This is a genomic window from Sphingomonas sp. C3-2 (assembly GCF_033025475.1).
In the GTDB taxonomy this organism is placed as follows: Bacteria; Pseudomonadota; Alphaproteobacteria; order Sphingomonadales; family Sphingomonadaceae; genus Sphingobium_A.
In genome coordinates this window covers 3072199-3094550 of record NZ_CP130322.1, presented here as the reverse complement: position 1 = coordinate 3094550, position 22352 = coordinate 3072199, and the positions used below count along the sequence as shown (strand labels likewise).

Here is a 22352-nt window from a genome sequence, read left to right as displayed (position 1 = left end):
GCCCCCAAATAAAAATGGCTCCCCGCGAAACCGGCTGATGCGGGTTTCGGGGGAGCCACCGGGTTCATGCCTGATTGGCGGCCTTAGCGGTCATAGGCCTTGGGCAGATCGCCGTCGGTCGCCGTCCGGTACCGGTCGCGCAGCTTGGTCTGGCGGTTGTCGAGCGGTTGTTCGATCCCGTCGATCCACACCCGCTCGGCCGCGCTGGCCAATTCGAGCGGATCGCCGTCCCACAACACCACGTCTGCGCGGCGGCCCGCCTTCAGCGAACCGATCTCGCCGCCCAGCCCGATCGCCTCGGCCGGGCCGGAAGTGATCGCCGCAAAGGCCGCGCCCCAATCCAGCCCCGTCGCGCCGGGCACCTTCTGCAACGCCACCAGATTACCCGCATATTGCGGCGACTGGCGCGCCTGGTTGGCGTCATTGTCGTTGATCATCCCGATCGAGACCTTGACCCCCGCCGCCTTCATCCGGCCGATGTTCGACTGGGTGGCTGCCAGCGCCTCGAAGCTGCCGGGCAGGTCGTTGAGCGCCGAGGCGATCACCGGAACGCCCGAAGCCGCGATCTGCGGCGCCACGGTCCAGCCCTCGCTCGCGCCCACCAGCACCAGCTTCAGCGCCGGAAATTCGCGGCGCAGGTCGAGCACGTTGAGGATATCGACGCCGCGTTCGACATGGACGAGAAGCGGCATCTGCCCCTTCACCACCGGCACCAGGGCCGCGGCATCGGCGGTAGAGAGGATCGCATCCTTGCTGTTGCCGTCATAACCGGCCGGATTGCGCGCATAGCGCTCGGCATTCTGGAGCGAGCTGCGGAACTGCAGGAACGCCGCGGGGCGGCTGCCCCCCGCCGCACGCGCGCCCGCCTCGCCGAACTCGACGAACTGGAACGCCTGCCGCTTGGTCAGCGCATCCATGTCGTTGCCGAGATCGATGACGGCGCCCTGTCCCGCGAACATCGTCGTGCCCACACCGGGCGAAACGATGGCGCGCGTCACGCCCGCCGTGCGGTTGATCGCGATGGGCGTCGCGCTCGGGTTCACCGCCGGCGCCACGTCGAGCGCGGCGGACCAGAGCGTGTTGCGCGCGGAGGCATCGTTGGTCTGCGCCACGCCCTCCACCTCGACGATGGCGAGGCGCGAAAAGCCGGCGACGATGCCGGGCGTCACCCATTTGCCGCTGGCGTCGACAGTCGCGGCGCCCGCGGGCACGGCCACGCCGCGTCCCGCCGCCACGATGCGGCCGTCGCGCAGCACCACAGTGCCGTTCTCGATTGGCGCGCTGCCATCGCCCAGCGCCACGGTGCCACCGGTAATCGCGATGGTTTCGGCGTGCGCGGGCAGGCTGGCGAGCGATGCGATCAGCATCGCGGTTCCGGTCAGGAGGCGCTTCATTTGACGTCTCCTTCACCGGGCTGGCCCAGCTCGAAATCGCTCACCGGGCGGCGCTTGGGGTCCTGCGCGTCATACAGCAACGCACCGTCCACCCACACTTTTTCGGGGCGGGTGTAAACGCTGAACGGATTGCCGTTCCACAGCACCACATCGGCCATCTTGCCGGCCTTCAGGCTGCCGGTCCTGTCGGCGATACCCATCGACTTGGCGGGGTTGTAGCTCAGCCAGGTCCACGCCACCGCGTCGGAAATGTCGATGCCCATGCGGCGGCCATCGGCCAGCGCCTTGGCAGCTTCCTGGTTCAGGCGCTGGATGCCGTTGGGGTCGTCGGAATGGACGATCGCGCACGCCCCCGCATTGTGGACGAGCGGAATATTCTCGTTCACCGCGTCATAGCTTTCCATCTTGAAGCCATACCAGTCGGACCACATCGCCGCGCAGATATCGTTCTCGCGCAGCAGGTCGGCGATCTTGTAACCTTCCACCGCGTGCTGGAAACTCGCGACCTTATAGCCGAATTCCTTGGCCATATCGATCACGATGGCCATCTCGTCGGCGCGGTAGCAATGGTTGTGTACCTTCACCTTGCCCGACAGCACATCGGCCAGCGTTTCCATGCCCAGGTCGCGCGCCTGATCCTTGCCGGCATCGCGCTTGCGCTTATATTCGGCCGCGCGCGTCCAGACCTGGCGGTTCACCGCCACATTGCCCATTCGGGTTGATGGCTTCTGGTTGCGCCCGCCGTAAACGCGTTTGGGGTTCTCGCCGCACGCCATCTTCAGGCCGTAAGGCGCATCGGGGAATTTCATCCCCTGCATCGTGCGCGCGGGCACGTTCTTCAGCGTCACCGAACGGCCGCCGAACAGATTGGCCGATCCCGGCAGGATCTGCAGCGTGGTCACGCCGCCATTGGCCAGCGCGCGGCTGAACCCGGGGTCTTGCGGCCACACGCTGTGTTCCGCCCAGACATCGGGGGTCGCGGGCGAGGTCGCCTCATTGCCGTCCGAATGCGCCTGCACGCCGGGCGACGGATAATCGCCCAGATGGCTGTGGATATCGATGATACCCGGCGTCACCCATTTGCCGGTGCCGTCGAACACCGCGATATCGGCGGGGATCGGCGTGTCCGGTCCGCCCACCGCGGTGATCTTGCCGCCCGACATGAAGACCACGCCATTCTCGATCCGGCCACCCTCGCCGTCGAAGATGGTGGCGCCGCGGATCGCGGTCGCCACACCCGGATAGGGCTTATAGGTGGATGGATAGGGGTTTTCGGGGGCCGCGGGCGGCTTTTCCGAAGAGGCTGTTTTGGGCTCTGTCCCCCCCTGGGCACAGGCAGCGAGCGAAAGGCCCGCTGCCAGAGCGACCACAGACGCTAATTTCACGAACGCTCCTCCTGCGCCAGATTGAGGCCGGCGGCCTGGTTTTCGGCCAGTTCCGTCTGACCCGCCAGTTCATTGTCCTTCAGCGTGTCGAGGTGCATCAGCCGCTTGATCAGCGGGGAAATGACGAACACCGCGACACCGACGACAACGGCGGTCCAGCCAACGGTCGAATAGACCTCGGTCACGCGCTCGGGGCCCGCCCCTTCCGCACCGGTTGCCGCCGCGATCAGGCCGGCGGCGAAGTTGCCGGTGGCCGATGCGAAGAACCAGGTGCCCATGATCAGGCTCGCCATGTGCGCGGGCGCCAGCCGGTTCATCGCCGACAGACCCACCGGCGACAGGCAAAGCTCGCCCATGGTGTGGAGCAGATAGATGAGGAAGATGAAGATCACCGGGGTCAGGTTGCCCGAGCCCGCAGCGGCGGCGCCCGCGACGAGGACAAGGAAGCCCAGACCCAGCTGAACGAGCGCCAGCCCGAACTTGGCCGGGGTCGAGGGTTCAAGCCCGCGCTTGGCAAGGAACAGCCAGAGCGACGCGAATACCGGGCCGAGCAGCACGATATAGATCGCGTTGATCGACTGGAACATCGACGACGGTACGTCCCAGCCAAAGATCACGCGGTCGACCTGGCGGTCGGTATAGAGGTTGAGCGACGAGCCCGCCTGTTCGAACAGCGCCCAGAACAGGATCGAGCCGATGATCAGGAACATCGCCGCCAGAATGCGGTCGCGGTCCTGCGCGGGCAGCTTGAAGACCGCGGTGAACAGCACATAGCCGACAAGGATCGCACCGGCGACCATCAGCAGCCCGCCGACCAGCGCCTGATACTGGATCAGCGTCCAGATCACGCCCACCGAAAGGAAGCTGATGATGTAGAGCAGCCATTCGAACTTGATGCCCGCCACGGGCTTGGCCAGCCGCGCCGGATCGGGGGATTCGCCCTTGCCCATCAACAGCGGCTTACCCCAGACGAAGACGATGAGGCCGAGCAGCATGCCCACGCCCGCCGCGCCAAAGCCATACGACCAGCCATAGGTCTGGCCCAGATAGCCCGCGATCAGCGAGCCGAGCGCGGCCCCCAGGTTAATGCCCATATAGAAGATGGTATAGGCCGGGTCGCGGCGCGCATCGGTGCGCGGATAAAGCTGGCCGACGATCACCGAGATATTGGCCTTCAAAAAGCCCGACCCGACGATGATGAACGCCAGCGCCAGCCAGAAGATGTTGATCTCGGCCGCCCCCTGGCCACCGTCACCCTCGAACGCCATCAGGAAATGGCCGAAGGTCAAGAGCACGGCGCCGAACAGCACCGCCTTGCGCTGCCCCAGATAGCGATCGGCCAGATAACCGCCGATCACCGGCGTGATGTAAACGAGCGCGGTATAGGCGCCGTAGATGACCGACGCCTGCTCGTCGGAAAACATCCAGTGCTGGACAAGGTAAAAGATCAGGAGGGCGCGCATCCCGTAATAGGAAAAGCGCTCCCACATCTCGGCGAAAAACAGAACGAAAAGGCCGCGCGGATGGCCGAGGAATGTTTTCTCCTCCACCGCCTGGCCCTGATAGGTGCTAGCCATTGAGCGTGATGCTCCCGTGATATTTGTGCACGCCTCCGGCCGCAATGTCGGCCCGGCGCTGTTGGCGCGCAGACTAGCGTCGAAATTGCGCGTGTGAAGAAGATTGTTGCGCAGCATCGGTGCTGTTAGGGGTTATACCATGTTCAACGATCTCACGTCTCCGCTTTCGCTCCTCGCCACGCGCCGTTCGGGCAAACCCCGCGAAATGGTCGCGCCCGGCCCGAATTCGGGCGAGTTGGCGCAGATGCTCGAGATCGCGGCGCGCACCCCCGATCATGGCAAGCTCGCGCCCTGGCGCTTCGTGATCGTCGACCGCGAAAGCCGCCCGGCGCTCGCCGACATGCTCGTCGCCGCCTACCGCGCGGAAAAGCCCGAGGCCGGCCGGCTCGAGATCGAGGCGATGGAAAATTTCGCGGGCTTCGCGCCGACGCTCGTCGTCGTGCTCTCCTCGCCGCGCGCGTCGAGCAAGATCCCGCTCTGGGAACAGGAACTATCGGCCGGCGCGGTCTGCATGAACCTCCTCCACGCCGCGCACGCCATGGGCTTTGCCGCCGGCTGGATCACCGGCTGGCCCGCCTTCAACGCCGATGTCCGCAACGCCTTTGGCAGCGCAGACGAACGCGTCGCGGGCTTCATCTATATCGGCACCCCCGGCAAGCCGCTCGAAGAACGCCCCCGCCCCGAAATGGAAGAGATCGTCTCCCACTGGCGCGGCTGACCGGCTGGTCGTCCGCGATCAGATACCGGGCCTGAAATGCCCTTCGGGGCGTGTCGGCAGGCTCGGCTTCCCGCTCGCGCAATGCGGCGCGGTGTCGCCGAGGCAGATCTGGCATCCGGGGCTTGTCGTAACGCCATTGGCCAACTGCGCGAACATCCGAAGCGCCTGCGGGCTCGTCAGCGCATCGTGCAACGTGTCGAAATCGGATAGCGCGCCGAACGTCGCCGTGCTGTGCAGATCGATGCAGCAAATGCCAAGCTTGCCGGTCGCATAGATCGCAAGCGACGGCTTGTTGGTGAACCCGCATGTCCGGTTGCTCACCAGCCTGCGCTCCACCGACCAGCGCGGATCATATTCAAGCAGCAGATTGGCATAGGTGTTGACCGGGCGGGCGGACATGAACGCGGTCTGGCGATGGCCGGCCTGATCGAGCCAGCTCAGCAGCGGCAGTTGCAGACTGTCTCCCTTGTATGAATCGGTGAACGCCGCATGGATTCGCTCGTCGCTATTGCGTTGCGCGCGGGCCAAAGTGCCAGCCGGCGCGTCTGCTGCGATCTGTTCGGCAATCGCCTCCCATTTGCGCACATGCGCGCGCATCCGTTCAACGCTGTCGGGAAACGCGCTCCGGGTCATCGGGTCCACGCGTGCATCGGCATAGGCGTTGGATATCATCTGATACAGCCGCAAATGGGTCGGCGCGCGCTCGAACGCCATCTGGCGCATCAGCGCCGCCACCCGGCTCACCAGCGTGTCATAGTCGCCGATCTTGTAGCTGCGGGTCTTGTCATAGGATTCCTGGCTGTCATTGTGCAGCGAGATCGCAATTCCCGCCGGATAGTTGCCCGAAAGCTGCTTCAGCTTCTTGTCGACCAGCGTCATCCCATGGGTCGTGAAAAAGGTCGGCCAGGGCAGCTGGCGTTCCCGGATATATGCCAGAATTTCGTCGATATTGGGGTGCAGCAACGGTTCGCCATAGGCATTGAGCTGCATCGATCCGACGCTGATCGTATCGGCCAGCTGGTCGATCAGCTGTTTCACCTGCTCCAGCGGAAGCCAGGTCCGGGCATCCTCGCGGAACATGTCCGGGCAGAAAGTGCATTTCTGGTTGCAGTGATTGGTGATCTCCAGCCACACGATATCGACATGCGGCTTGCCGTCACGCATCGGAAATGCCGAGATCGTACGCCCCTGCTCCGGAATGGCGGTGCGCAGCGCGGCTGCCGCATCCAGCGCTTCCGCCTCGTCCAGAAAGGGCAGCGCGCCACTGCGAAACCGGTGTTCCAGCGCCGAGGCGGCGGCCCGGGTCACGGCGGGCGCAACCGCCAGCGCCCAGCGCACCCGATCGGCGCCCAGCATCGCAGATGCACCCGCTGCGCCCACCACGCCGGCCAGCGTCGCCAGATCGTCCACAAGCGGCGCCTTGTCGCTATCGCCCATCGGCAGGGCCAGCGCGGTCGCGATCGCCGCCAGCGCCGCTTCGAAATCCGCTGCGGCCAGCGCAATCCGCATCCGCGCGCGGTGGCCATCAAGGTGCAAGGGCTCGGTGTTGATCCGGGTCTGCACCGCCTCGGGCGTGTCATATCCGAAAACCGCTTCGGGCAGGAACGCCGTCGCATCGGTCGTGCACCCGGCCCAGCGGCACCGCGCAACCCACGCCGCCTTGGCCAGCGCGGGGGTCGGGTCGCCTTCCCGCGCCTGCGCCAGCAGGGTCGCCGCCTGTTCATGCGCGTCGGCTGCAGACAACAGGCCCGCAAGGCTCAGCACCGCAGATTGCCGCAGCGCACCCACATCATGGCCGCCATCACCAAAGGCGGCCTGCACCGTCAGGTCGAACATGGTCGCCGCCAACCCGCCCGGAATGGCCTCAAGCCCGCCATAGGCAACGGCTGAAAATGGATCTTCTTCAAAGGCCTGCGTCAGACTGTTGACGACAAGCGCCAGCAACGGAACAAGAATATCGGCATCTTCCAGTTCCATATCGCGCACCATGTCCATGGCCGCGCCGATCGCCGACACCCCCTCCTGCTTCATGCGAAGCTCGGCAATCTGGATCATCTCCGCACCATTTGCCGAACGCTCGGCCACGGCAGAACTGTTTTCGAAGGCCAACGCATAACTCCACTGTCTTTCGGAAGCGCGCATATCCAGCCGTCGGGCCGCCTCCTCATCTGTGGATCATTATAGCAAGCGCGCCTTTCGGAATGTCTCGGGCGGTCGAATTGATCTGCCGCTTGCAGCGCGCGAAAGCGCCCTGCCGCAAAAATCATCTGGCCATGATTGAGCCGCGCCGCCGCCATGGCTAGGCGGGGCCAATGCCTCCCAGCCAGAACCAGCCCGCCCACGCCATCCATCCCGGCCTCATCCTCTTCGCGCTCGCCATGGGCGGGTTCGCGATCGGGACGACCGAATTCGCGGCGATGAGCCTCGTTCCCTATTTCGCGCCGTCGCTCGGCATCGATGCGCCCACTGCGGGCCATGTCATCAGCGCCTATGCGCTCGGCGTCGTCGTGGGTGCGCCGATCATCGCGGTGCTCGCCGCGCGGCTGTCGCGCCGCAGCCTGCTCATCGGGCTGATGCTGATGTTCGCGGTCGCCAATGCGCTCAGCGCCTTTGCCCCCAGCTATCACTGGATGCTCGCCTTTCGCTTTCTAAGCGGCCTGCCGCACGGCGCCTATTTCGGCGTCGCAGCACTGGTCGCCGCCAGCCTCGTGCCCCCAGAAAAGCGCACACAAGCAGTGGCGCGCGTCATGGCGGGGCTCACCATCGCCACTGTCATCGGCGTCCCCGTCGCCAACTGGCTGGGGCAGGCGATCCACTGGCGCGCGGGCTTCGGCATCGTCGCGGTGCTGGCACTCGTCACCGCGCTGCTCGTCCGCCGCTTCGCCCCCGCAGACACGGCGCCCGAAGACGCCAGCCCCTTACGTGAACTGGGTGCGCTCGGCAAAAGGCAGGTCTGGCTGACGCTCGCCACCGGCGCGATCGGCTTTGCCGGGCTGTTCGCGGTCTATACCTATGTCGCGAACACGCTGCTCGACGTCACCGGAATTTCGGGTGCCTGGCTACCCGTCATCCTCGCCGTCTTCGGCATCGGGATGACGCTGGGGACGCTCGGCGCCGCTTGGGCGGCAGACCGCGCGCTCATGCCCACCGCCGCCGCCATGCTCGTCATCAGCGCCGGTTCGCTCGCGCTCTATCCGTTCACCGCGCCGCACCCGGCGGCGTTCACGGTCAACATCTTCCTCATAGGGTTGGGTGCGGGGCTCGGCGTCGTGCTCCAGACCCGGCTGATGGATGTCGCGGGCGATGCGCAGACGCTCGCCGCCGCGCTCCACCACAGCGCGTTCAACGTCGCCAACGCGCTCGGCCCCTGGCTGGGCGGCATGGCGATCGCTGCTGGCTATGGCTGGACGTCGACCGGAATCGTCGGCAGCCTGCTCGCGCTGGGCGGCCTCCTCCTCCTCGGCATCACCGCCTGGGATGCCGGATTTCAGCGCCGCCGCGCGGGCCTTGCCTGCGCCTGAATGTAAATCATTGTGGAGCGATTATGTCGCCAACCGCTCAGGCGGTTGGCATCTTTGGGCGGATCGTGTATTAGGGATATATGACAGCGATTGGCGGTGAAGAAAGCCCGATTTATCTGCGGCTTCGGAACAAGCTCTCGGCCCTGATTCTCGATGGGGAATATGGCGAGGGCGATCAGCTTCCCTCCGTGCGCGCCTTTGCGGGCGAGCATGGCGCCAATCCGCTCACCGTCGCCAAGGCGTATCAAAGCCTTCAGGAAAACGGCTATGTCACGGTGCGGCGCGGCGTCGGCATGTTCGTGGCCGCGGGCGCGGTCGAACGGCTCCGCATCGATGCGCGCGCGCAGTTCCTCAACGATCACTGGCCCCAGATCCGCCGCCATATCGAGCGGCTGGGCATCGCCCCGGCAGAGCTTTTCGAAACCGAAACCGCCTGATCGCGGTTCCTCGCTAAAATCCAACAGGCAACTCCCCCCGCCCTTGGGCAGGGGGAGCCTGTCCTTCACCTGTATCAGGCGGCGAAGGCTTCGTCCGACACCGCATAAAGCGGCTCGGCACCGGCCAGCGCCGATGCACGCAGGCCTTCGGCCTCAGGCACGAGCTGGTCGATATAGTAACGCACGGCGGCCTGCTTCATCGCGATGAAGGGCGAACCGTCCGCCACGGCAGCTGCCGCGCGGCCCTGGCGTTCCATCAGCCAGCCCGCAACCGCAACCGACAGCATCGTCAGGAACGGATAGCTTCCGGCCAGACGGTCATCGACGCTGCGCGCGGCCAGATCGGCGGCCACCGCTTCGACGCTGTCGATCAACGCGCGCAACTGCGGCGCCGCTGCCTCGGCACGCATGTCGGCGATCAGGCTGGCGAACACCGCGCCGCCCTCAAGGCTCAGCTTGCGGCCGACAAGGTCGGCGGCCTGGATGCCGTTGGTGCCCTCATAGATCGGCGCGATGCGGATATCGCGGTAATGCTGCGCAGCACCTGTTTCCTCGATAAAGCCCATGCCGCCATGCACCTGCACGCCGAGCGAGGCGACCTCGCAGCCGACATCGGTGCCATAGGTCTTGGCCAGCGGGGTCAGCAGGTCGAGGCGGTTCTTCGCAGCCGTATCGCCCATATGCGCGCGGTCCACCTGGCCTGCGGCATAATAGATCAGCGCGCGCGCGCCCTGGGTCAGCGCCTTCATGCGCAGCAGCATGCGGCGCACATCGGGGTGGTTGATGATCGCCACCGGATCGCGCGAGGGGCCACCCGCGCGCGCCGACTGGATACGCTCGCCGGCATAGGCCACTGCCTGCTGCGTCGCGCGTTCGCCGATCTGCACCCCCTGCAGGCCGACATTGAGGCGGGCATTGTTCATCATCACGAACATCGCCGCGATGCCGCCGAACTCAGCGCCGATCAGATGGCCGATGCAATCGTCATTGTCGCCAAAGCTCAGCACGCAGGTGGGCGATGCATGGATGCCCAGCTTGTGCTCGATCGACACGCAGCGCACGTCGTTGCGCGCGCCCGGCGTGCCGTCTGCATTGAGGCGGAACTTGGGGACAAGGAACAGCGAAATGCCGCGCGTGCCGGCGGGCGCGCCGGGGGTGCGGGCAAGGACGAGGTGGACGATATTGTCCGCCAGGTCGTGCTCGCCAAAGGTGATGAAGATCTTGGTGCCCTTGATCTTGAAGCTGCCGTCGCCCACCGGCGTCGCGGTGCTGCGCAGCGCGCCCACGTCCGAACCGGCCTGCGGCTCGGTCAGGTTCATCGTGCCGGTCCATTCGCCGGTGATCAGCTTGGGCAGATAGGCCGCCTTCTGCTCGTCGCTGCCATAAGCGATAAGCGCCTCGATCGCGCCGGGCGTCAGCATGTTACAAAGCGAAAAGCCCATATTGGCGGTGCCAAGGTCTTCGAGGATGACGCTGGCAAGCGAGAAAGGCAGGCCCTGGCCGCCAAAGGCCTCGGGGCCATTGATCGTGCCCCAGCCGCCTTCGACGAACGCCTTGTACGCCGCCTTGAAACCTTCGGGCATGATGACGTCGCCGTCTTTCCACTGCGCGCCGACTTCATCGCCCAGACGGTTCAGCGGGGCATATTGGCCGGCGGCGAACTGGCCTGCGCCTTCGAGGATCGCATCGACCATGTCGGGCGAGGCCGCGGCATATTTCTCCGTCGCGGCAAGCTCGCCGATCCCGACGACATGGTCGAGGACAAAGCGCTGTTCTGCAACCGGGGCAACATAACTCATTTTAGTTGATCCTTGCTTGTGGGGTGGCTGCGCTATAGCGCCGTCATATGACCGGCTCAAACCCGCCTTGCGAAACAGTTGTCCGCACTTACGGAAACGGTGCGATTGCCGATGCCTCGGAGCTTATTCGCGCTGGCTTCCCGGTCGCTGTCGCCACCGAAACGGTCTACGGACTCGCGGCCGACGCCACGAATCCCGAGGCGGTCGCCGCCATTTATGCGGCCAAGGGGCGCCCCAGTTTCAACCCGTTGATCGTCCACATTCCCGATCTCGATGCCGCGCGCGCGCTCGCGCGGTTCGATGCCGTGGCAGAGGCGTTGGCCGCCACCTTCTGGCCGGGTCCGCTCACGCTCGTCCTGCCGCGCACGCCGGGTTGCAAGGCGGCCTCACTGGTCACCGCCGGGCTCGATACGATCGCGATCCGCTGCCCCGCCCATCCCGCGATGCAGGGCCTGCTCCGCGCCTCGGGCCGCCCGCTTGCCGCGCCTTCGGCCAATGCCAGCGGGCGGATCAGCCCCACGCGCGCCGAACATGTCAAGGCCAGCCTCGATGGCCGCATCCCGCTCATCCTCGATTCCGGCGCGACGATGCAGGGAATTGAATCGACCATCGTCGCCCCCGGCGACGGCGTGATCCGCCTGCTCCGCCCCGGCCCAGTCACCGCCGAGGCGATCGAGGCCGCCACCGGCCTGCCCGTCGCCGCCGCCACGGGGGACAAGATCGAGGCACCCGGGCAACTCACCAGCCATTACGCTCCCGCGCACCCCGTCCGGCTCAATGCGAACCGCGCCGAACCCGGCGAATGGCTGATCGGCTTCGGCGCGGTCGACGGCGATGCCAACCTCTCCCCCAGTGGCGATCTGGCGGAGGCCGCGGCCCGGCTGTTCGATCTGCTCCATCAGGCCGATGCCAGCGGGCGCGCGGGGATCGCGATCGCCCCGATCCCGCATCAGGGGCTGGGCGCCGCGATCAACGACCGGCTCGCCCGCGCCGCCGCCTGAAATGGCGCGCGCATAACCGCTTCTTTACGCAGACGGAACTTTGGTTCAGTCTCGCCCCGCCCCCGTCCTCAAGGGGGCGTCCCATCAAGGGGGAGCGAGACATGACGATAGCTCAACGCGGTATCGCGGAATTCTTCGGAACATTCTGGCTTGTATTTGGCGGGTGCGGCAGCGCGGTTCTGGCTGCCGCCTTTCCTGAACTCGGTATCGGCTTTGCCGGCGTCGCGCTGGCCTTTGGCCTCACGGTCGTCACCATGGCCTATGCGGTCGGCCATATTTCAGGCGGCCATTTCAACCCGGCGGTCACCGTGGGCCTGTGGGCCGGCGGGCGCTTTTCGGGCGGTGACGTCCCCGCCTATCTGATCGCGCAGGTGATCGGCGGGATCGCGGCGGCGTTCGCGCTCTACACCATCGCCAGCGGCACCGAGACGTACGACCTTGCCGTCAACGGCCTCGCCGCCAACGGCTTTGGCGATCATTCGCCCGGCAAATACACGATGGCTGCCGGGCTGATGATCGAGATATTGCTCACCTTCTTCTTCGTGATGATCATCATGGGGGCAACCGATGGCCGCGCGCCCGCCGGTTTCGCGCCGCTCGCCATCGGGCTTGCGCTCACGCTCATCCACCTCATCAGCATTCCGGTGACGAACACCTCGGTCAATCCGGCGCGCAGCACGGGCCCCGCGCTCGTCGTCGGCGGTTGGGCGCTCAGCCAGCTCTGGCTCTTCTGGGTGGCGCCGCTCATGGGCGGTGCGCTTGGCGGCATCGTCTACCGCGCGGTGGCGGGACAGAAAACATAACAGCGTTTCCGCACGCAGGCGGAAGGAAGAACGGGCGCTCCCAAGGGGGCGCCCGTTTCGCGTTCAATAAGGATAGGGCTCGCCGCGTTCGGCCGCCTTGCGGGCTTCCTTTTCGCGCTTGCGCGCTTCGCGACCCTCGCGCTCTTCCTGCTTGCGCAGTTCACGGCCACGCTTTTCATCGGCTTCGGACTGGCTCGTCGTCACCGCGTCCACGCCCGCGCCCACCGCGCGCACCGGCAGCGTGACGACATCGACCGCCGCCTTGGCCAGGCACCCGCCCAGCATTGCGGGCAAAAGGAGGATCAAAAGCGCTTTTTTCATACCAATCCTCCCCAAATGCCGATCAGCTCTGGCAGAACAGCTTGTCGCCAAACGCCTTCACCGCCGGGGCGATGTCCGGGCGTTCCAGCGCCAGCGCCATGTTCGCCTGAATATAGCCGGCCTTATCGCCGCAGTCGAAACGGCGGCCATCAAAGGTCAGGCCATGGAAAGGCTGGCTGCCGATCATCGTCGCCATCGCGTCGGTCAGCTGGATCTCGCCGCCCGCGCCCTTTTCCTGCTTTTCCAGCACGCGCATCACTTCGGGCTGAAGGATATAACGGCCGATAACGCTCAGGTTCGACGGCGCGGTGCCGGGCTTGGGCTTTTCGACCAGCCCCTTCACCTCGGTCAGCTTGCCGTCGCGCGTGCCCGGCGTGATGATGCCGTACTGGTGCGCCTGTTCCTCGGGCACTTCCTGCGCGCAGATCACGTTTCCGCCCACCTGCTCATAGGCCTCGATCATCTGCTTCAGACAACCCGGCTGGCCGACCATGAGGTCGTCCGCCAGCAGCACGGCAAAGGGTTCGTCGCCCACAATGTCGCGCGCGCACCACACCGCATGGCCCAGCCCCATCGGCTCCTGCTGGCGCACATAGGCAAAGGCGCCCGGCTTCAGCAGCGTCGGCTCGAGGATCTCGATCGATTTCCCCCGCGACAGCATCGTCGCCTGCAATTCATAGGCGATGTCGAAATGGTCCTCGATCGCCGATTTGCCGCGCCCGGTAACGAAGATCATCTGCTCGATCCCGGCCTCGCGGGCTTCGTCGACCGCATATTGGATCAGGGGACGATCAACGACCGGAAGCATCTCCTTCGGCATCGCCTTGGTCGCCGGAAGGAACCGGGTGCCCAGACCGCCAACGGGAAAAACTGCCTTGCGAACACGCTGCATTACAAGCCTCTTTTCAGTTTCGGCTCCTGCATTGTGCAGCGCCGCATCCAAGTCAATTCTTCCGATCAGCCTACCGCCGAAGCGTTCTTCAAACGGGCTGCATAGCTCTTTCGGAACTTCTGGAGCTTGGGGGCCACCACCGCCATGCAATAGGGATTACGGCTCCCCTCGCGCTCGAAATATTCCTGGTGATAATCCTCGGCCGGATACCAGGTCGCCAACGGCTCGATCGTCGTTACCACCGGCTGGGGCAATTCGGCCCCCACCCGCGCAATCGCCGCGCGCGCCGCCTCTTCCTGTTCGGCCGAATGCGGGAACACCGCCGACCGATATTGCGGGCCCACGTCATTGCCCTGCCGGTTCAGTTGCGTCGGATCATGGATGTGAAAGAAGATGTCGAGAACATCGTCATAGCTGATGACCGCGGGATCAAAACGGATGCGCACCGCCTCGGCATGGCCCGTATCGCCGCCGCACACCTGCTTGTAGCTCGGGTTGTCGACATGCCCGCCAATATAGCCGCTTTCGACGTCGCCCACGCCGATCACATCGTCGAACACCGCCTCGACGCACCAGAAACAGCCGCCTGCCAGCGTTGCCAGTTCTTCCGCCATCTTCATTGTCCTTTCTCTGGGGCCGCCCCGCCCGCACCAGCGCCAGCACCACTTCCCGCCGCTGCCTTCTGCGCGCGCAGTTCGGCGATCTCGGTTTCCAGCAACTGTACCCGTTTCTTCCAGCGCAAATGGGTAGCATCCGAAAAAATGCCATAGCCATGCTCGGGGCCAAAGCGGCGCCAGAATTCGGGCGCGGCCTCCAGCCGGTATCCGGCATTGGCGAGCAGCTTGAGGCTGAAAACATCGGCCTCGATCTCGGTCGCGCGGATGCGCGCGGCGTTCTTGCCGAACTTGCGCAATATCCCCGACGGCACCTTCTGTTCGTCCAGCCGGTCGCGGTGGCGCAAAATATTGTGCGCCACTTCATGCGCCAGGATCGCGGCGAACTCGTCCTCATTCTTGAAATAGGGGATGAAGGCGGTGCTGATCTGGACATAGCGGCCATCGGCGGCCGCATTGAGCGCGGTGTCGGGCAGCACCTGAAAGCGCGATTCACACGCCGGCGCACCGCTAAAGCGCACCTCCACCGGTTCGCCCTTGCGCATCAGCGACAGCGTCACCGGCCCCTTTTTCAGCGCGGCTTCCACTTGGTCGAACACCACCGCCATCCGGTCGAAATCGCCGCGCGTTGCGCCCTTGCCGCCCTCGGCCCCCGCCCCTGGCATCGCCTCGCCATTGATCGCGATCAGCGCATCGCCGGGCTGCACCCCCGCCTTGGCCGCGGGCGATCCGCCCAGCACCAGCGCTACGCCCGGCGCCTCGCCCAGCGAAAACATCTCGGCCGCCGTCGCGCGAAACTCGGCGCCATATTGCTCGATCCCGTGAAGGAGCATCCCGCTCGCAGGCATCTGGCGTTCGCACAGCGCGGCGTTGGCGGTCACGATCCGGTATCCCACCTGCGCGGTCATCGCATCGAGATGGCTGAGCGCCTCCAGCGATCGGCGTACCTCGGGATCGGCCGCCGCCACCGGCCCAGAAGCCCCCGCCCCGCCGATCAGCGCCGCCGCCACAAGCAGACAGACGGAACGACGACGAGCGGATTTCTTTTCGAACACGGTGGGATCAACTTCCAGGCGGGGAATTTCCGCCACCATGGCAGATAGGTGGTGCATAAGACAGCACAGATACGCGCTAGGGGGAAATAAGGTTCCGCGTTTCGAATGCGACGCTCTGAAGCATTGTCGGAGCATATCTGCCGATCCTGCACCTTTCCTCTCGTTCTGACAGAGAGCAAGAACCCGGATCGTCGCAAACAGACAGCAAGCATCGCAATTCGCCGGAAATCGGGCTTGCCCGGGCCCCGCTTTCATGTTTGAGCCGGTGCGAACGGGCCTCAATCGGCCAGACAAACTGGAGAGAAAAGATGACCTTCAAATCGATCGCGCTTCTGAAGCGCAAGGACGGTCTGAGCCGGCAGGAATTCATTGATTATTATGAAAATAATCATGCACCGCTGATCGTCAGCCTGACCCCGGGGCTCAAGGCCTATCACCGCAATTTCGTCGATTGGGACGGCGCGTTCCCAGCCGCCGACGGCACCGAAATCAATTTCGACAGCGTGACCGAAATCTGGTTCGAAGACCGCGCCGCCTATGACGCCGCCGTTGCCGTGTGGACCCGGCCCGAAGTCGCGCAGGCGATCGCCGATGACGAGGAAAATGTGTTCGATCGCTCGAAAACGCGGATGTTCGTGGTCGACGAAACCAAATCGCCGATCGGCGCCTGAACCAGACCAGACGGGCGGCGATACAGCTTCAGCCGCCCAACACCCCCCGCACCGCAGCCCCCCATCCGGCCAGCCGCTTCGCGCGCGCCTCGGGGGCCATTGCGGGGGTGAATCCCTCCACCTTGCCCCGCATCGCGGCCGCTTCGACAAGCCCGGGATAAAGGCCTGCCCCCACCGCCGCGAGCATCGCCGCGCCGATCGCGGTCGTCTCGACAAAGCCGGGGCGCTCGACCGGAATGTCGAGCATGTCGGCCAGATCCTGCGCGATCCAGTCATTGGCCACCATCCCGCCGTCCACGCGCAGCATATTCCAGTCTGCGCCGTCAGCGGCAAAGGCCGCCTTCAGGTCTGCGGTCTGGTGCGCCATCGCCTCAAGCGCGGCGCGGATCACATGCGCGCGCCCGGTTGCAAAGCTTAATCCCGTGATCGCGGCGCGCGCACCCGGCGCCCACCACGGCGCGCCCAGCCCGCTCAGCGCGGGCACCAGATAGACCCCGCCATTGTCCGCCACCGAACGCGCCAGCGGCTCGCTTTCATCGGCGCGCGCGATCATCCTCATGTCGTCGCGCAGCCACTGGATCAGGCTCCCCGCCACGAACACCGCGCCCTCCAGCGCATAATGGCGCTCGCCACCGATCTGCCAGCAGATCGTGCTGAGCAGCCGGTTCTGCGAATGGCGCAGCCGGCGCCCCGTGCTGGTGAGCACAAAGGCGCCGGTGCCATAGGTCGCCTTGGTCTGGCCGAGGTCGAGACAGCCCTGCCCGATCGTCGCGGCCTGCTGGTCGCCCGCCATGCCGGTGATAGCAATCGGCGCGCCGAACCATTCGGGCGCGGTCATAGCAATCGGGCCTGCGCAGTCGACAATCTCGGGCAAGATCGCGCGCGGCACGTCGAACAGGTCGAGCAACCCGTCATCCCAGCCGCTCGCGCCGATCGCCATCAAGGCGGTGCGCGACGCATTGGTCGCGTCGGTCACATGCGCGCCGCCCGTCAGCCGGTAAACCAGATAGCTCTCGATCGTCCCCACCGCGAGATGTTCGCCCGCGTGCCGCAGTTGCGGCCAATGCGCCAGCGCCCAGCCGATCTTGCTGCCCGAAAAATAGGGGTCGAGCAGCAACCCGGTCTTCGCCTGCACCAGGCTTTCATGCCCCTCGGCCTTCAGCCGTGCGCAGATATCGGCGGTGCGCCGGTCCTGCCAGACGATCGCGGGGGCCAGCGGCTTTCCCGTTCGCCGATCCCAGAACACGATCGTTTCGCGCTGGTTGGTGATGCCGATCGCGCGGATATGTGCGGCCCCGCCCGCGCGCGCCACCATCTCGCGCGCGCAGTTGAGCGTCAGTTGCCAGATCTCCTCGGCATCATGCTCGACATAGCCGGCTTGCGGATAATGCTGGGTCAACGGCGCCTGTGCCTGGCCGATGGGGGTGCCATCGGCGGCGAACAGCATCGCGCGGGTGGATGTCGTGCCCTCGTCGATGACGAGCAGCGTATCGGAGCGGTGCGGATTCTCCCCCATCCGCAAACTCAACCATATTCAGCGCTTGGCTTAAAGCCTTTCGGGCCCTCAGGCTTCCCCGCGCGTCTCGATCATCGCCGCGGCAATCGCCTCGGTGGGGTTCTTGCCGCCCCACAGCACGAACTGGAACACCGGATAGAAACGCTCGCACTCGTCGATCGCGGTTTCCACCAGCAGTTCGGCCTGTTCCAGCGACAACAGGCTTTCATCCTGCCCGTCCAGAAGCACCGCATGGCGGAACAGCACGATCCCGCTCGAAGACCAAAGCTCGAAATGGCCCAGCCACAGCTGTTCGTTGATCAGCCCCAGCGTTTCGTACACCTCGGCGCGTTTCTCGATCGGGGTCTTGATGTCGGGCAGCGCAAGGAACTGGAGAACCCGGTCCTCCTCGCGCCACACCGCACGCAGCTCGTATTTCGTCCAGCTGCCATCGACCGTGGCGACGATCTCGTCGTCGCCCACGCGCTCGTGGCTCCATCCATGGGCGCTGTAATATGCCTCGAGCATGTCGATCGGCACACCACTGTCGCGCGCCGCCTCAAACTCGTCCAAAGTCATTCCCATCCGCCCGAATTGTCATCTCGGGCAACTGGTGCAACCGGTTTGCCCCTAAAACAAGGCAAATCGTAGCGCCTGAGAAATTATCTGTGGATGAATTCATTAGCCCTCCGAAACATTCTCCTGCTTTCCGGCGTCGGACGCGGGCTTGCCTTCCAGCGCATCGAGCCGGGCGCGCAGCGCATCTGCTTCGTCGCGCGCGGCGGCTGCCATTGCCTTCACCGCCTCGAATTCCTCGCGGCTCACAAAGTCCAGCCCGCCGATCCATTCCTTGGCGCGTTCGCGCGCGGCGGCTTCGGCTTCGCGGCCAACCCCGGCCAGCGTGCCGGCGGCGCCGTTGATCAGCTTCGCGAAATCGTCAAAAATCCGGTTCTCAGATTGCATTATATACGGCCTCCAGCGGCTTTGGGTCTCACAGCGCTATCTGGGCGCTCGGGCGGGTCTGCACAAGGCTTTCCGCATCGGGATTCAGCCGGTCTATGGCAAAGTTCAGCGTCGACGCGAAAATCAGCCAGCCCAGATAGGGCAGCATCAAGAGCGCGGCCACCGGGCGCACCGCGCGAAAGGCCAAGGTCGTCGCCGCCGCCAGCGCAAGGATGACAAGGATCAGCCAGAAGCCGAGCGTCACCTGATGCGCGGCAAAGAACAGCGGAGACCAACCGAGGTTCAGCGCCAGCTGCACCGCGAACAGCCCGATCGCGCGCCCCCGCCCCGGCGCACCGCGCGCGTTCAAAATCATCGCAAGGGCGATGCCCATCAGGATGTAAAGCAGCGTCCACGCCACGCCGAACGCCCAGCCCGGCGGCATGAAACCGGGCTTGTCGAGCGCATCGAACCACGGATTGCCATAGCCCGAATTGGACAGCCGGCCCGAAAGCGTCCCCAAAAGCACGATGGCGGGCACGGTCACCAGCCCCCATCTCACCGCAGATTCCCGCAACTGGCCTTGCGATGCGATCTCGGTCATGGCGTTCCCTGCCTTTCCTTATTCGGCGGGCGCAGGCCTCGCCAATGCTGCATCCAGTTCACGCCCAACGGCTTCGGGCGATCCCGTATACCGGGCCAGTCGCCCATATAAAATCGGAATGAGGAAAAGCGTGATGAACGTCGCAATCGATACGCCAAAGACGATAACGACGCCGATCGCGGTGCGCGAAGCCGCCCCCGCCCCGCCAACGACAACCAGCGGCACCGCGCCGGCAACGGTCGCGATCGAGGTCATCAGGATCGGGCGCAGGCGGCGCACCGCGGCCATGCGGATCGCCTCGGCGATCTGCCTGCCCTCGTCGCGCAGCTGGTTGGCAAATTCGACGATCAGGATGCCGTTCTTGGCGGCAAGCCCCACCAGCATCACGATCCCAACCTGGCTGTAGAGGTTGATCGTCTGGCCGGTCAGCGCAAGGCCGACGACCCCGCCCGCCACCGCCAGCGGCACCGTCGCGATGATCACCAACGGGTGGACAAAGCTTTCGAACTGCGCGGCGAGGACAAGGAAGACAATCACGATGGTGAGGCCAAAGACCACCCAGATCGAACCGCCGGTTTCCTTCAGCGCCTGGCTCTGCCCGCGATAACCGATCGCGGTGATCTCGGGGCTGCCGATCGCCTGTTCATTGAGGAAATCGAGCGCCTCGCCCAGCGTGTATCCCGGCGCCAGCCCGCCCGAAAGCGTGATCGCGCGCATCTTGTTGTATCGGCCCAGATCGCGCGGCCCCGCCATTTCGCGGGTGGTAACCAGGTTCGACAGCGGCACCAGCGCGCCGGTGCGGCTGCGGACATTGATCTTGGCAAGGTCGGACAGCGCAACGCGCCCTTCGGCGCCCGCCTGCACAATCACGCGATATTCCTCGCCCCGGTCCAGATAGGTCGATACGCGGCGCGACCCGAGCAGGCTCTGCAGCGCGTTCGAAACATCGGCCACCGATACGCCCAGATCGCCCGCGCGCTGGATATCCACCTCGATGCGCAGCTGCGGCTTGGTTTCCTTGTAATCGGAATCGAGGTTGATGATGCCGGGGTTCTCGGCGGCGGCGGCAAGGATACGGTCGCGCGCGACGGCCAGTTCCTCATAGCTGTTGCCCGCGATCACGAAATCGATCGGCTGGCCGCGTCCCCGCGCCAGCGAATTGCGGATCGACGCGTTGCCGCGCACCGCCGGGTTTTCGGCCAGCCGGGCGTTGATCTGGTCCACCACGTCCTGCGTGGTCTTCTCGCGGTCTTCCCAGTTCTTGAGGAAAACGGTGTAGCCGCCGGTGTTGAAATCGTCGCTCACGCCGAAACCGCCGGGGGTGCGCGCGGCCACGGTACGGATCACGCCGTCGTCGCGCATCAGCTCCAGAAAGCTGTCCTGGATCTGGGTGACGTAATTATCCATCGTCGCGAACCCGGTGCCCTCGGGCGCGCTGATGTTCACCTGAACAATGCCGACATCCTCGGTCGGCACCAGTTCGGACTTCATCGTCGTGAACAGCGCGCCCGCGCCCACGACGAACACCAGCGTCGCGGCCACGGGGATCAGCGGCTTGGTCAGCGCGCGGTTAAGCGCGTTCGAATAGCCATTTTCGATGCGCAGGAACTTGTCTTCCAGCCACTCGGTCACCCGGCCGCGTTCCTCGCGGCGGAGCATCTTGGAACACAGCATCGGCGCAAGGCTGAGCGCAAGGAAACCCGAAAAGGCGATCGCCGCGACCATCGCCACCGCCAGTTCGCGGAACAACAGCCCGGTCTGCCCGGCGAGGAACATCACCGGCACGAACACCGCGCAGACGACGACGGTGGTCGAAATCACCGCAAAGCCCACCTGCCGCGTGCCCTTGAACGCCGCCACCAGCGGGGGCTCGCCCTGCTCGATCCGGTGATAGACATTTTCCAGCACCACGATCGCGTCATCGACGACCAGCCCGATCGCCAGCACCAGCGCCAATAGCGTCAGCAGATTGATCGAATATCCGAACAGCCACAGCACGGCAAAGGCGCAGAGCAGGCAAATGGGCACCGTCACGGCGGGGATCAGTGTCGCGCGCCAGCTTCCCAGAAACAGGAAGATGACAAGCACCACCAGGATCGCGGCCTCGGCCAGCGTGTGCCACACGCGCTCGATCGCGCGGCTGATGAACAGCGAGTCGTCCGAACCGATGGTGATCGTCATGCCATCAGGCAGGTTGGCGCGCAGCGCCTCCGCCTCGGCCTTGGCGCGGTCGGCAACTTCCAGCGTGTTCGCGCCCGATTGACGAACGATGCCAAGCCCCACCGCAGGCTGCCCGTTCAGGCGGAAATTCTGATAGATATTCTCGGCATTTTCCTCGACCCTGGCGACATCGCCCAGCCGAACGAGATAGCCATTGTCGCCGCGCCCGACGATCAGCTGTTCAAAGCTGGCAGGCGTTCCAAAGGGCCGCTCGACGCGCAGCGTGACGTTCTGGTCCTTCGATTCCAGCCGGCCTGCGGGCAGCTCGACATTCTGGCTGCGCAGCGCCTGTTCGACATCGGCGGGGGTCATGCCAAAGGCGGTGAGCCTTTCAGGTTCCAGCCAGACCCGCATCGACGGGCGCGCCTCGCCGCCGATAAAGACGCGCGCGACGCCGTCGATCGACGAGAAACGGTCCACCATGTTGCGGTCGACATAATCGCTCAGCTGCAACCGGCTCCAGCCGGGGCGCGAGACGACGAGGAACATGATCGGCTGGGAATCGGAATCGGCCTTGCGCACTTCGGGCGCCAGCGCCTCGTCGGGCAGGTCCTCGGCCGCCGAACCGATGCGGTCGCGCACGTCGTTGGCAGCGGATTCGATATCGCGGCCGGGTGAAAATTCGATGGTGATGTTCGATTCACCGTCGCGCGACCGCGAGGTGATGGTCTGGATGCCCTCGATCCCCGAAAGCTGTTCTTCCAGAACCTGCGTCACGCGCGCTTCAACCACGCTCGCGGCGGCCCCCGTATAGGTCGTCTGGACCGACACGACCGGCGGGTCGGTATCGGGATATTCGCGGACCGACAGGCTCGAATAGCCGACCGCCCCGACAATGCAGAGCAGGATCGCGATGACCGTCGCGAAAACCGGGCGGCGGACGGAAAGGTCGGAAAGCTGCAT

The 22352-nt window shown here is 65.2% G+C and carries 20 protein-coding genes; 6 read left to right on the top strand and 14 right to left on the bottom strand.

Annotated features, from left to right (window positions below; genetic code table 11):
• Positions 1–83 precede the first annotated feature (83 nt).
• Genes QYC26_RS14845 through QYC26_RS14835 form a run of 3 tightly spaced genes read right to left on the bottom strand, consistent with a single transcriptional unit; the run spans position 84 to position 4356 of the window.
• Positions 84–1394 carry an amidohydrolase family protein gene (locus tag QYC26_RS14845; protein WP_317512996.1) on the bottom strand — a complete coding sequence of 437 codons (1311 nt, stop codon included), beginning with the start codon at positions 1392–1394 and terminating at the stop codon, positions 84–86.
• Positions 1391–2779, bottom strand: coding sequence for an amidohydrolase (locus tag QYC26_RS14840; protein WP_317512995.1), 1389 nt, complete (start codon positions 2777–2779; stop codon positions 1391–1393). Before QYC26_RS14840 ends, QYC26_RS14845 begins: the two co-directional genes overlap by 4 nt.
• Positions 2776–4356, bottom strand: a complete 1581-nt coding sequence (locus QYC26_RS14835; RefSeq protein WP_317512994.1) for a peptide MFS transporter — start codon at positions 4354–4356, stop codon at positions 2776–2778. Before QYC26_RS14835 ends, QYC26_RS14840 begins: the two co-directional genes overlap by 4 nt.
• Before the next feature lie 139 nt (positions 4357–4495).
• On the opposite strand from QYC26_RS14835, the gene QYC26_RS14830 reads away from it, so the two are divergent.
• Entirely contained in the window at positions 4496–5074 is a 579-nt protein-coding gene (locus QYC26_RS14830; RefSeq protein ID WP_317512993.1) for a nitroreductase, read from the top strand.
• Between the two features lie 18 nt (positions 5075–5092).
• Here QYC26_RS14830 and QYC26_RS14825 read toward each other — a convergent pair whose 3' ends face one another.
• Positions 5093–7183, bottom strand: coding sequence for a radical SAM/SPASM domain-containing protein (locus tag QYC26_RS14825; RefSeq protein ID WP_317512992.1), 2091 nt, complete (start codon positions 7181–7183; stop codon positions 5093–5095).
• Positions 7184–7386: 203 nt separating this feature from the next.
• On the opposite strand from QYC26_RS14825, the gene QYC26_RS14820 reads away from it, so the two are divergent.
• The gene (locus QYC26_RS14820; protein ID WP_317512991.1) at positions 7387–8595 is read left to right on the top strand and encodes an MFS transporter; all 1209 of its coding nucleotides are present in this window, start codon (positions 7387–7389) and stop codon (positions 8593–8595) included.
• Positions 8596–8675: 80 nt separating this feature from the next.
• On the top strand, positions 8676–9032 hold the full coding sequence (locus QYC26_RS14815; protein WP_317512990.1) for a GntR family transcriptional regulator: 357 nt from the start codon (positions 8676–8678) through the stop codon (positions 9030–9032).
• 74 nt (positions 9033–9106) lie between these two features.
• On the opposite strand, the gene QYC26_RS14810 is transcribed toward QYC26_RS14815, so the two are convergent.
• A complete protein-coding gene (locus QYC26_RS14810; RefSeq protein ID WP_317512989.1) occupies positions 9107–10831 on the bottom strand; it encodes an acyl-CoA dehydrogenase in 1725 nt (574 codons plus the stop codon).
• A gap of 47 nt (positions 10832–10878) precedes the next feature.
• Between QYC26_RS14810 and QYC26_RS14805 the strand changes: the two genes are divergently transcribed.
• Both QYC26_RS14805 and aqpZ read left to right on the top strand, forming a co-directional pair.
• Complete coding sequence (locus tag QYC26_RS14805) at positions 10879–11832, top strand: L-threonylcarbamoyladenylate synthase (RefSeq protein ID WP_317512988.1); 954 nt, start codon at positions 10879–10881, stop codon at positions 11830–11832.
• Between the two features lie 101 nt (positions 11833–11933).
• Positions 11934–12635: an aquaporin Z gene (gene aqpZ, locus QYC26_RS14800; RefSeq protein WP_317512987.1), complete on the top strand. Its 702-nt coding sequence runs from the start codon at positions 11934–11936 to the stop codon at positions 12633–12635.
• Positions 12636–12698: 63 nt separating this feature from the next.
• Here aqpZ and QYC26_RS14795 read toward each other — a convergent pair whose 3' ends face one another.
• The 4 genes from QYC26_RS14795 to QYC26_RS14780 form a co-directional block, all read right to left on the bottom strand.
• Positions 12699–12956, bottom strand: coding sequence for a hypothetical protein (locus tag QYC26_RS14795; protein WP_317512986.1), 258 nt, complete (start codon positions 12954–12956; stop codon positions 12699–12701).
• Positions 12957–12978: 22 nt separating this feature from the next.
• Positions 12979–13848 (bottom strand): UTP--glucose-1-phosphate uridylyltransferase GalU, encoded by an 870-nt coding sequence (gene galU, locus QYC26_RS14790; RefSeq protein ID WP_317512985.1) that lies wholly within the window; start codon positions 13846–13848, stop codon positions 12979–12981.
• A 65-nt stretch (positions 13849–13913) separates the two neighbouring features.
• Positions 13914–14462, bottom strand: a complete 549-nt coding sequence (gene msrA / locus QYC26_RS14785; protein ID WP_317515081.1) for a peptide-methionine (S)-S-oxide reductase MsrA — start codon at positions 14460–14462, stop codon at positions 13914–13916.
• A gap of 2 nt (positions 14463–14464) precedes the next feature.
• A complete protein-coding gene (locus QYC26_RS14780) occupies positions 14465–15574 on the bottom strand; it encodes a M48 family metallopeptidase (RefSeq protein ID WP_317512984.1) in 1110 nt (369 codons plus the stop codon).
• Positions 15575–15825: 251 nt separating this feature from the next.
• Between QYC26_RS14780 and QYC26_RS14775 the strand changes: the two genes are divergently transcribed.
• Complete coding sequence (locus tag QYC26_RS14775; protein ID WP_317512983.1) at positions 15826–16188, top strand: EthD domain-containing protein; 363 nt, start codon at positions 15826–15828, stop codon at positions 16186–16188.
• A 28-nt stretch (positions 16189–16216) separates the two neighbouring features.
• On the opposite strand, the gene QYC26_RS14770 is transcribed toward QYC26_RS14775, so the two are convergent.
• The 5 genes from QYC26_RS14770 to QYC26_RS14750 form a co-directional block, all read right to left on the bottom strand.
• The gene (locus QYC26_RS14770; protein ID WP_317512982.1) at positions 16217–17704 is read right to left on the bottom strand and encodes a glycerol kinase; all 1488 of its coding nucleotides are present in this window, start codon (positions 17702–17704) and stop codon (positions 16217–16219) included.
• Positions 17705–17752: 48 nt separating this feature from the next.
• On the bottom strand, positions 17753–18262 hold the full coding sequence (locus tag QYC26_RS14765; RefSeq protein ID WP_317512981.1) for a YbjN domain-containing protein: 510 nt from the start codon (positions 18260–18262) through the stop codon (positions 17753–17755).
• 102 nt (positions 18263–18364) lie between these two features.
• The gene (locus tag QYC26_RS14760) at positions 18365–18646 is read right to left on the bottom strand and encodes an accessory factor UbiK family protein (RefSeq protein ID WP_317512980.1); all 282 of its coding nucleotides are present in this window, start codon (positions 18644–18646) and stop codon (positions 18365–18367) included.
• 28 nt (positions 18647–18674) lie between these two features.
• Complete coding sequence (locus QYC26_RS14755; RefSeq protein WP_317512979.1) at positions 18675–19229, bottom strand: TspO/MBR family protein; 555 nt, start codon at positions 19227–19229, stop codon at positions 18675–18677.
• Positions 19230–19247: 18 nt separating this feature from the next.
• Positions 19248–22352, bottom strand: a complete 3105-nt coding sequence (locus QYC26_RS14750; protein ID WP_317512978.1) for an efflux RND transporter permease subunit — start codon at positions 22350–22352, stop codon at positions 19248–19250.

Coding starts and splice junctions, on each gene's coding strand:
- QYC26_RS14820 (WP_317512991.1), top strand. CDS start 7,387: ATGCCTCCCAGCCAGAACCAGCCCGCCCACGCCATCCATCCCGGCCTC.
- QYC26_RS14810 (WP_317512989.1), bottom strand. CDS start 10,831: ATGAGTTATGTTGCCCCGGTTGCAGAACAGCGCTTTGTCCTCGACCAT.
- QYC26_RS14750 (WP_317512978.1), bottom strand. CDS start 22,352: ATGCAGCTTTCCGACCTTTCCGTCCGCCGCCCGGTTTTCGCGACGGTC.
- QYC26_RS14770 (WP_317512982.1), bottom strand. CDS start 17,704: ATGGGGGAGAATCCGCACCGCTCCGATACGCTGCTCGTCATCGACGAG.
- QYC26_RS14765 (WP_317512981.1), bottom strand. CDS start 18,262: ATGACTTTGGACGAGTTTGAGGCGGCGCGCGACAGTGGTGTGCCGATC.
- msrA (WP_317515081.1), bottom strand. CDS start 14,462: ATGGCGGAAGAACTGGCAACGCTGGCAGGCGGCTGTTTCTGGTGCGTC.
- aqpZ (WP_317512987.1), top strand. CDS start 11,934: ATGACGATAGCTCAACGCGGTATCGCGGAATTCTTCGGAACATTCTGG.
- QYC26_RS14805 (WP_317512988.1), top strand. CDS start 10,879: ATGACCGGCTCAAACCCGCCTTGCGAAACAGTTGTCCGCACTTACGGA.
- QYC26_RS14835 (WP_317512994.1), bottom strand. CDS start 4,356: ATGGCTAGCACCTATCAGGGCCAGGCGGTGGAGGAGAAAACATTCCTC.
- QYC26_RS14830 (WP_317512993.1), top strand. CDS start 4,496: ATGTTCAACGATCTCACGTCTCCGCTTTCGCTCCTCGCCACGCGCCGT.
- QYC26_RS14775 (WP_317512983.1), top strand. CDS start 15,826: ATGACCTTCAAATCGATCGCGCTTCTGAAGCGCAAGGACGGTCTGAGC.
- QYC26_RS14845 (WP_317512996.1), bottom strand. CDS start 1,394: ATGAAGCGCCTCCTGACCGGAACCGCGATGCTGATCGCATCGCTCGCC.
- galU (WP_317512985.1), bottom strand. CDS start 13,848: ATGCAGCGTGTTCGCAAGGCAGTTTTTCCCGTTGGCGGTCTGGGCACC.
- QYC26_RS14780 (WP_317512984.1), bottom strand. CDS start 15,574: ATGCACCACCTATCTGCCATGGTGGCGGAAATTCCCCGCCTGGAAGTT.
- QYC26_RS14815 (WP_317512990.1), top strand. CDS start 8,676: ATGACAGCGATTGGCGGTGAAGAAAGCCCGATTTATCTGCGGCTTCGG.
- QYC26_RS14755 (WP_317512979.1), bottom strand. CDS start 19,229: ATGACCGAGATCGCATCGCAAGGCCAGTTGCGGGAATCTGCGGTGAGA.
- QYC26_RS14760 (WP_317512980.1), bottom strand. CDS start 18,646: ATGCAATCTGAGAACCGGATTTTTGACGATTTCGCGAAGCTGATCAAC.
- QYC26_RS14795 (WP_317512986.1), bottom strand. CDS start 12,956: ATGAAAAAAGCGCTTTTGATCCTCCTTTTGCCCGCAATGCTGGGCGGG.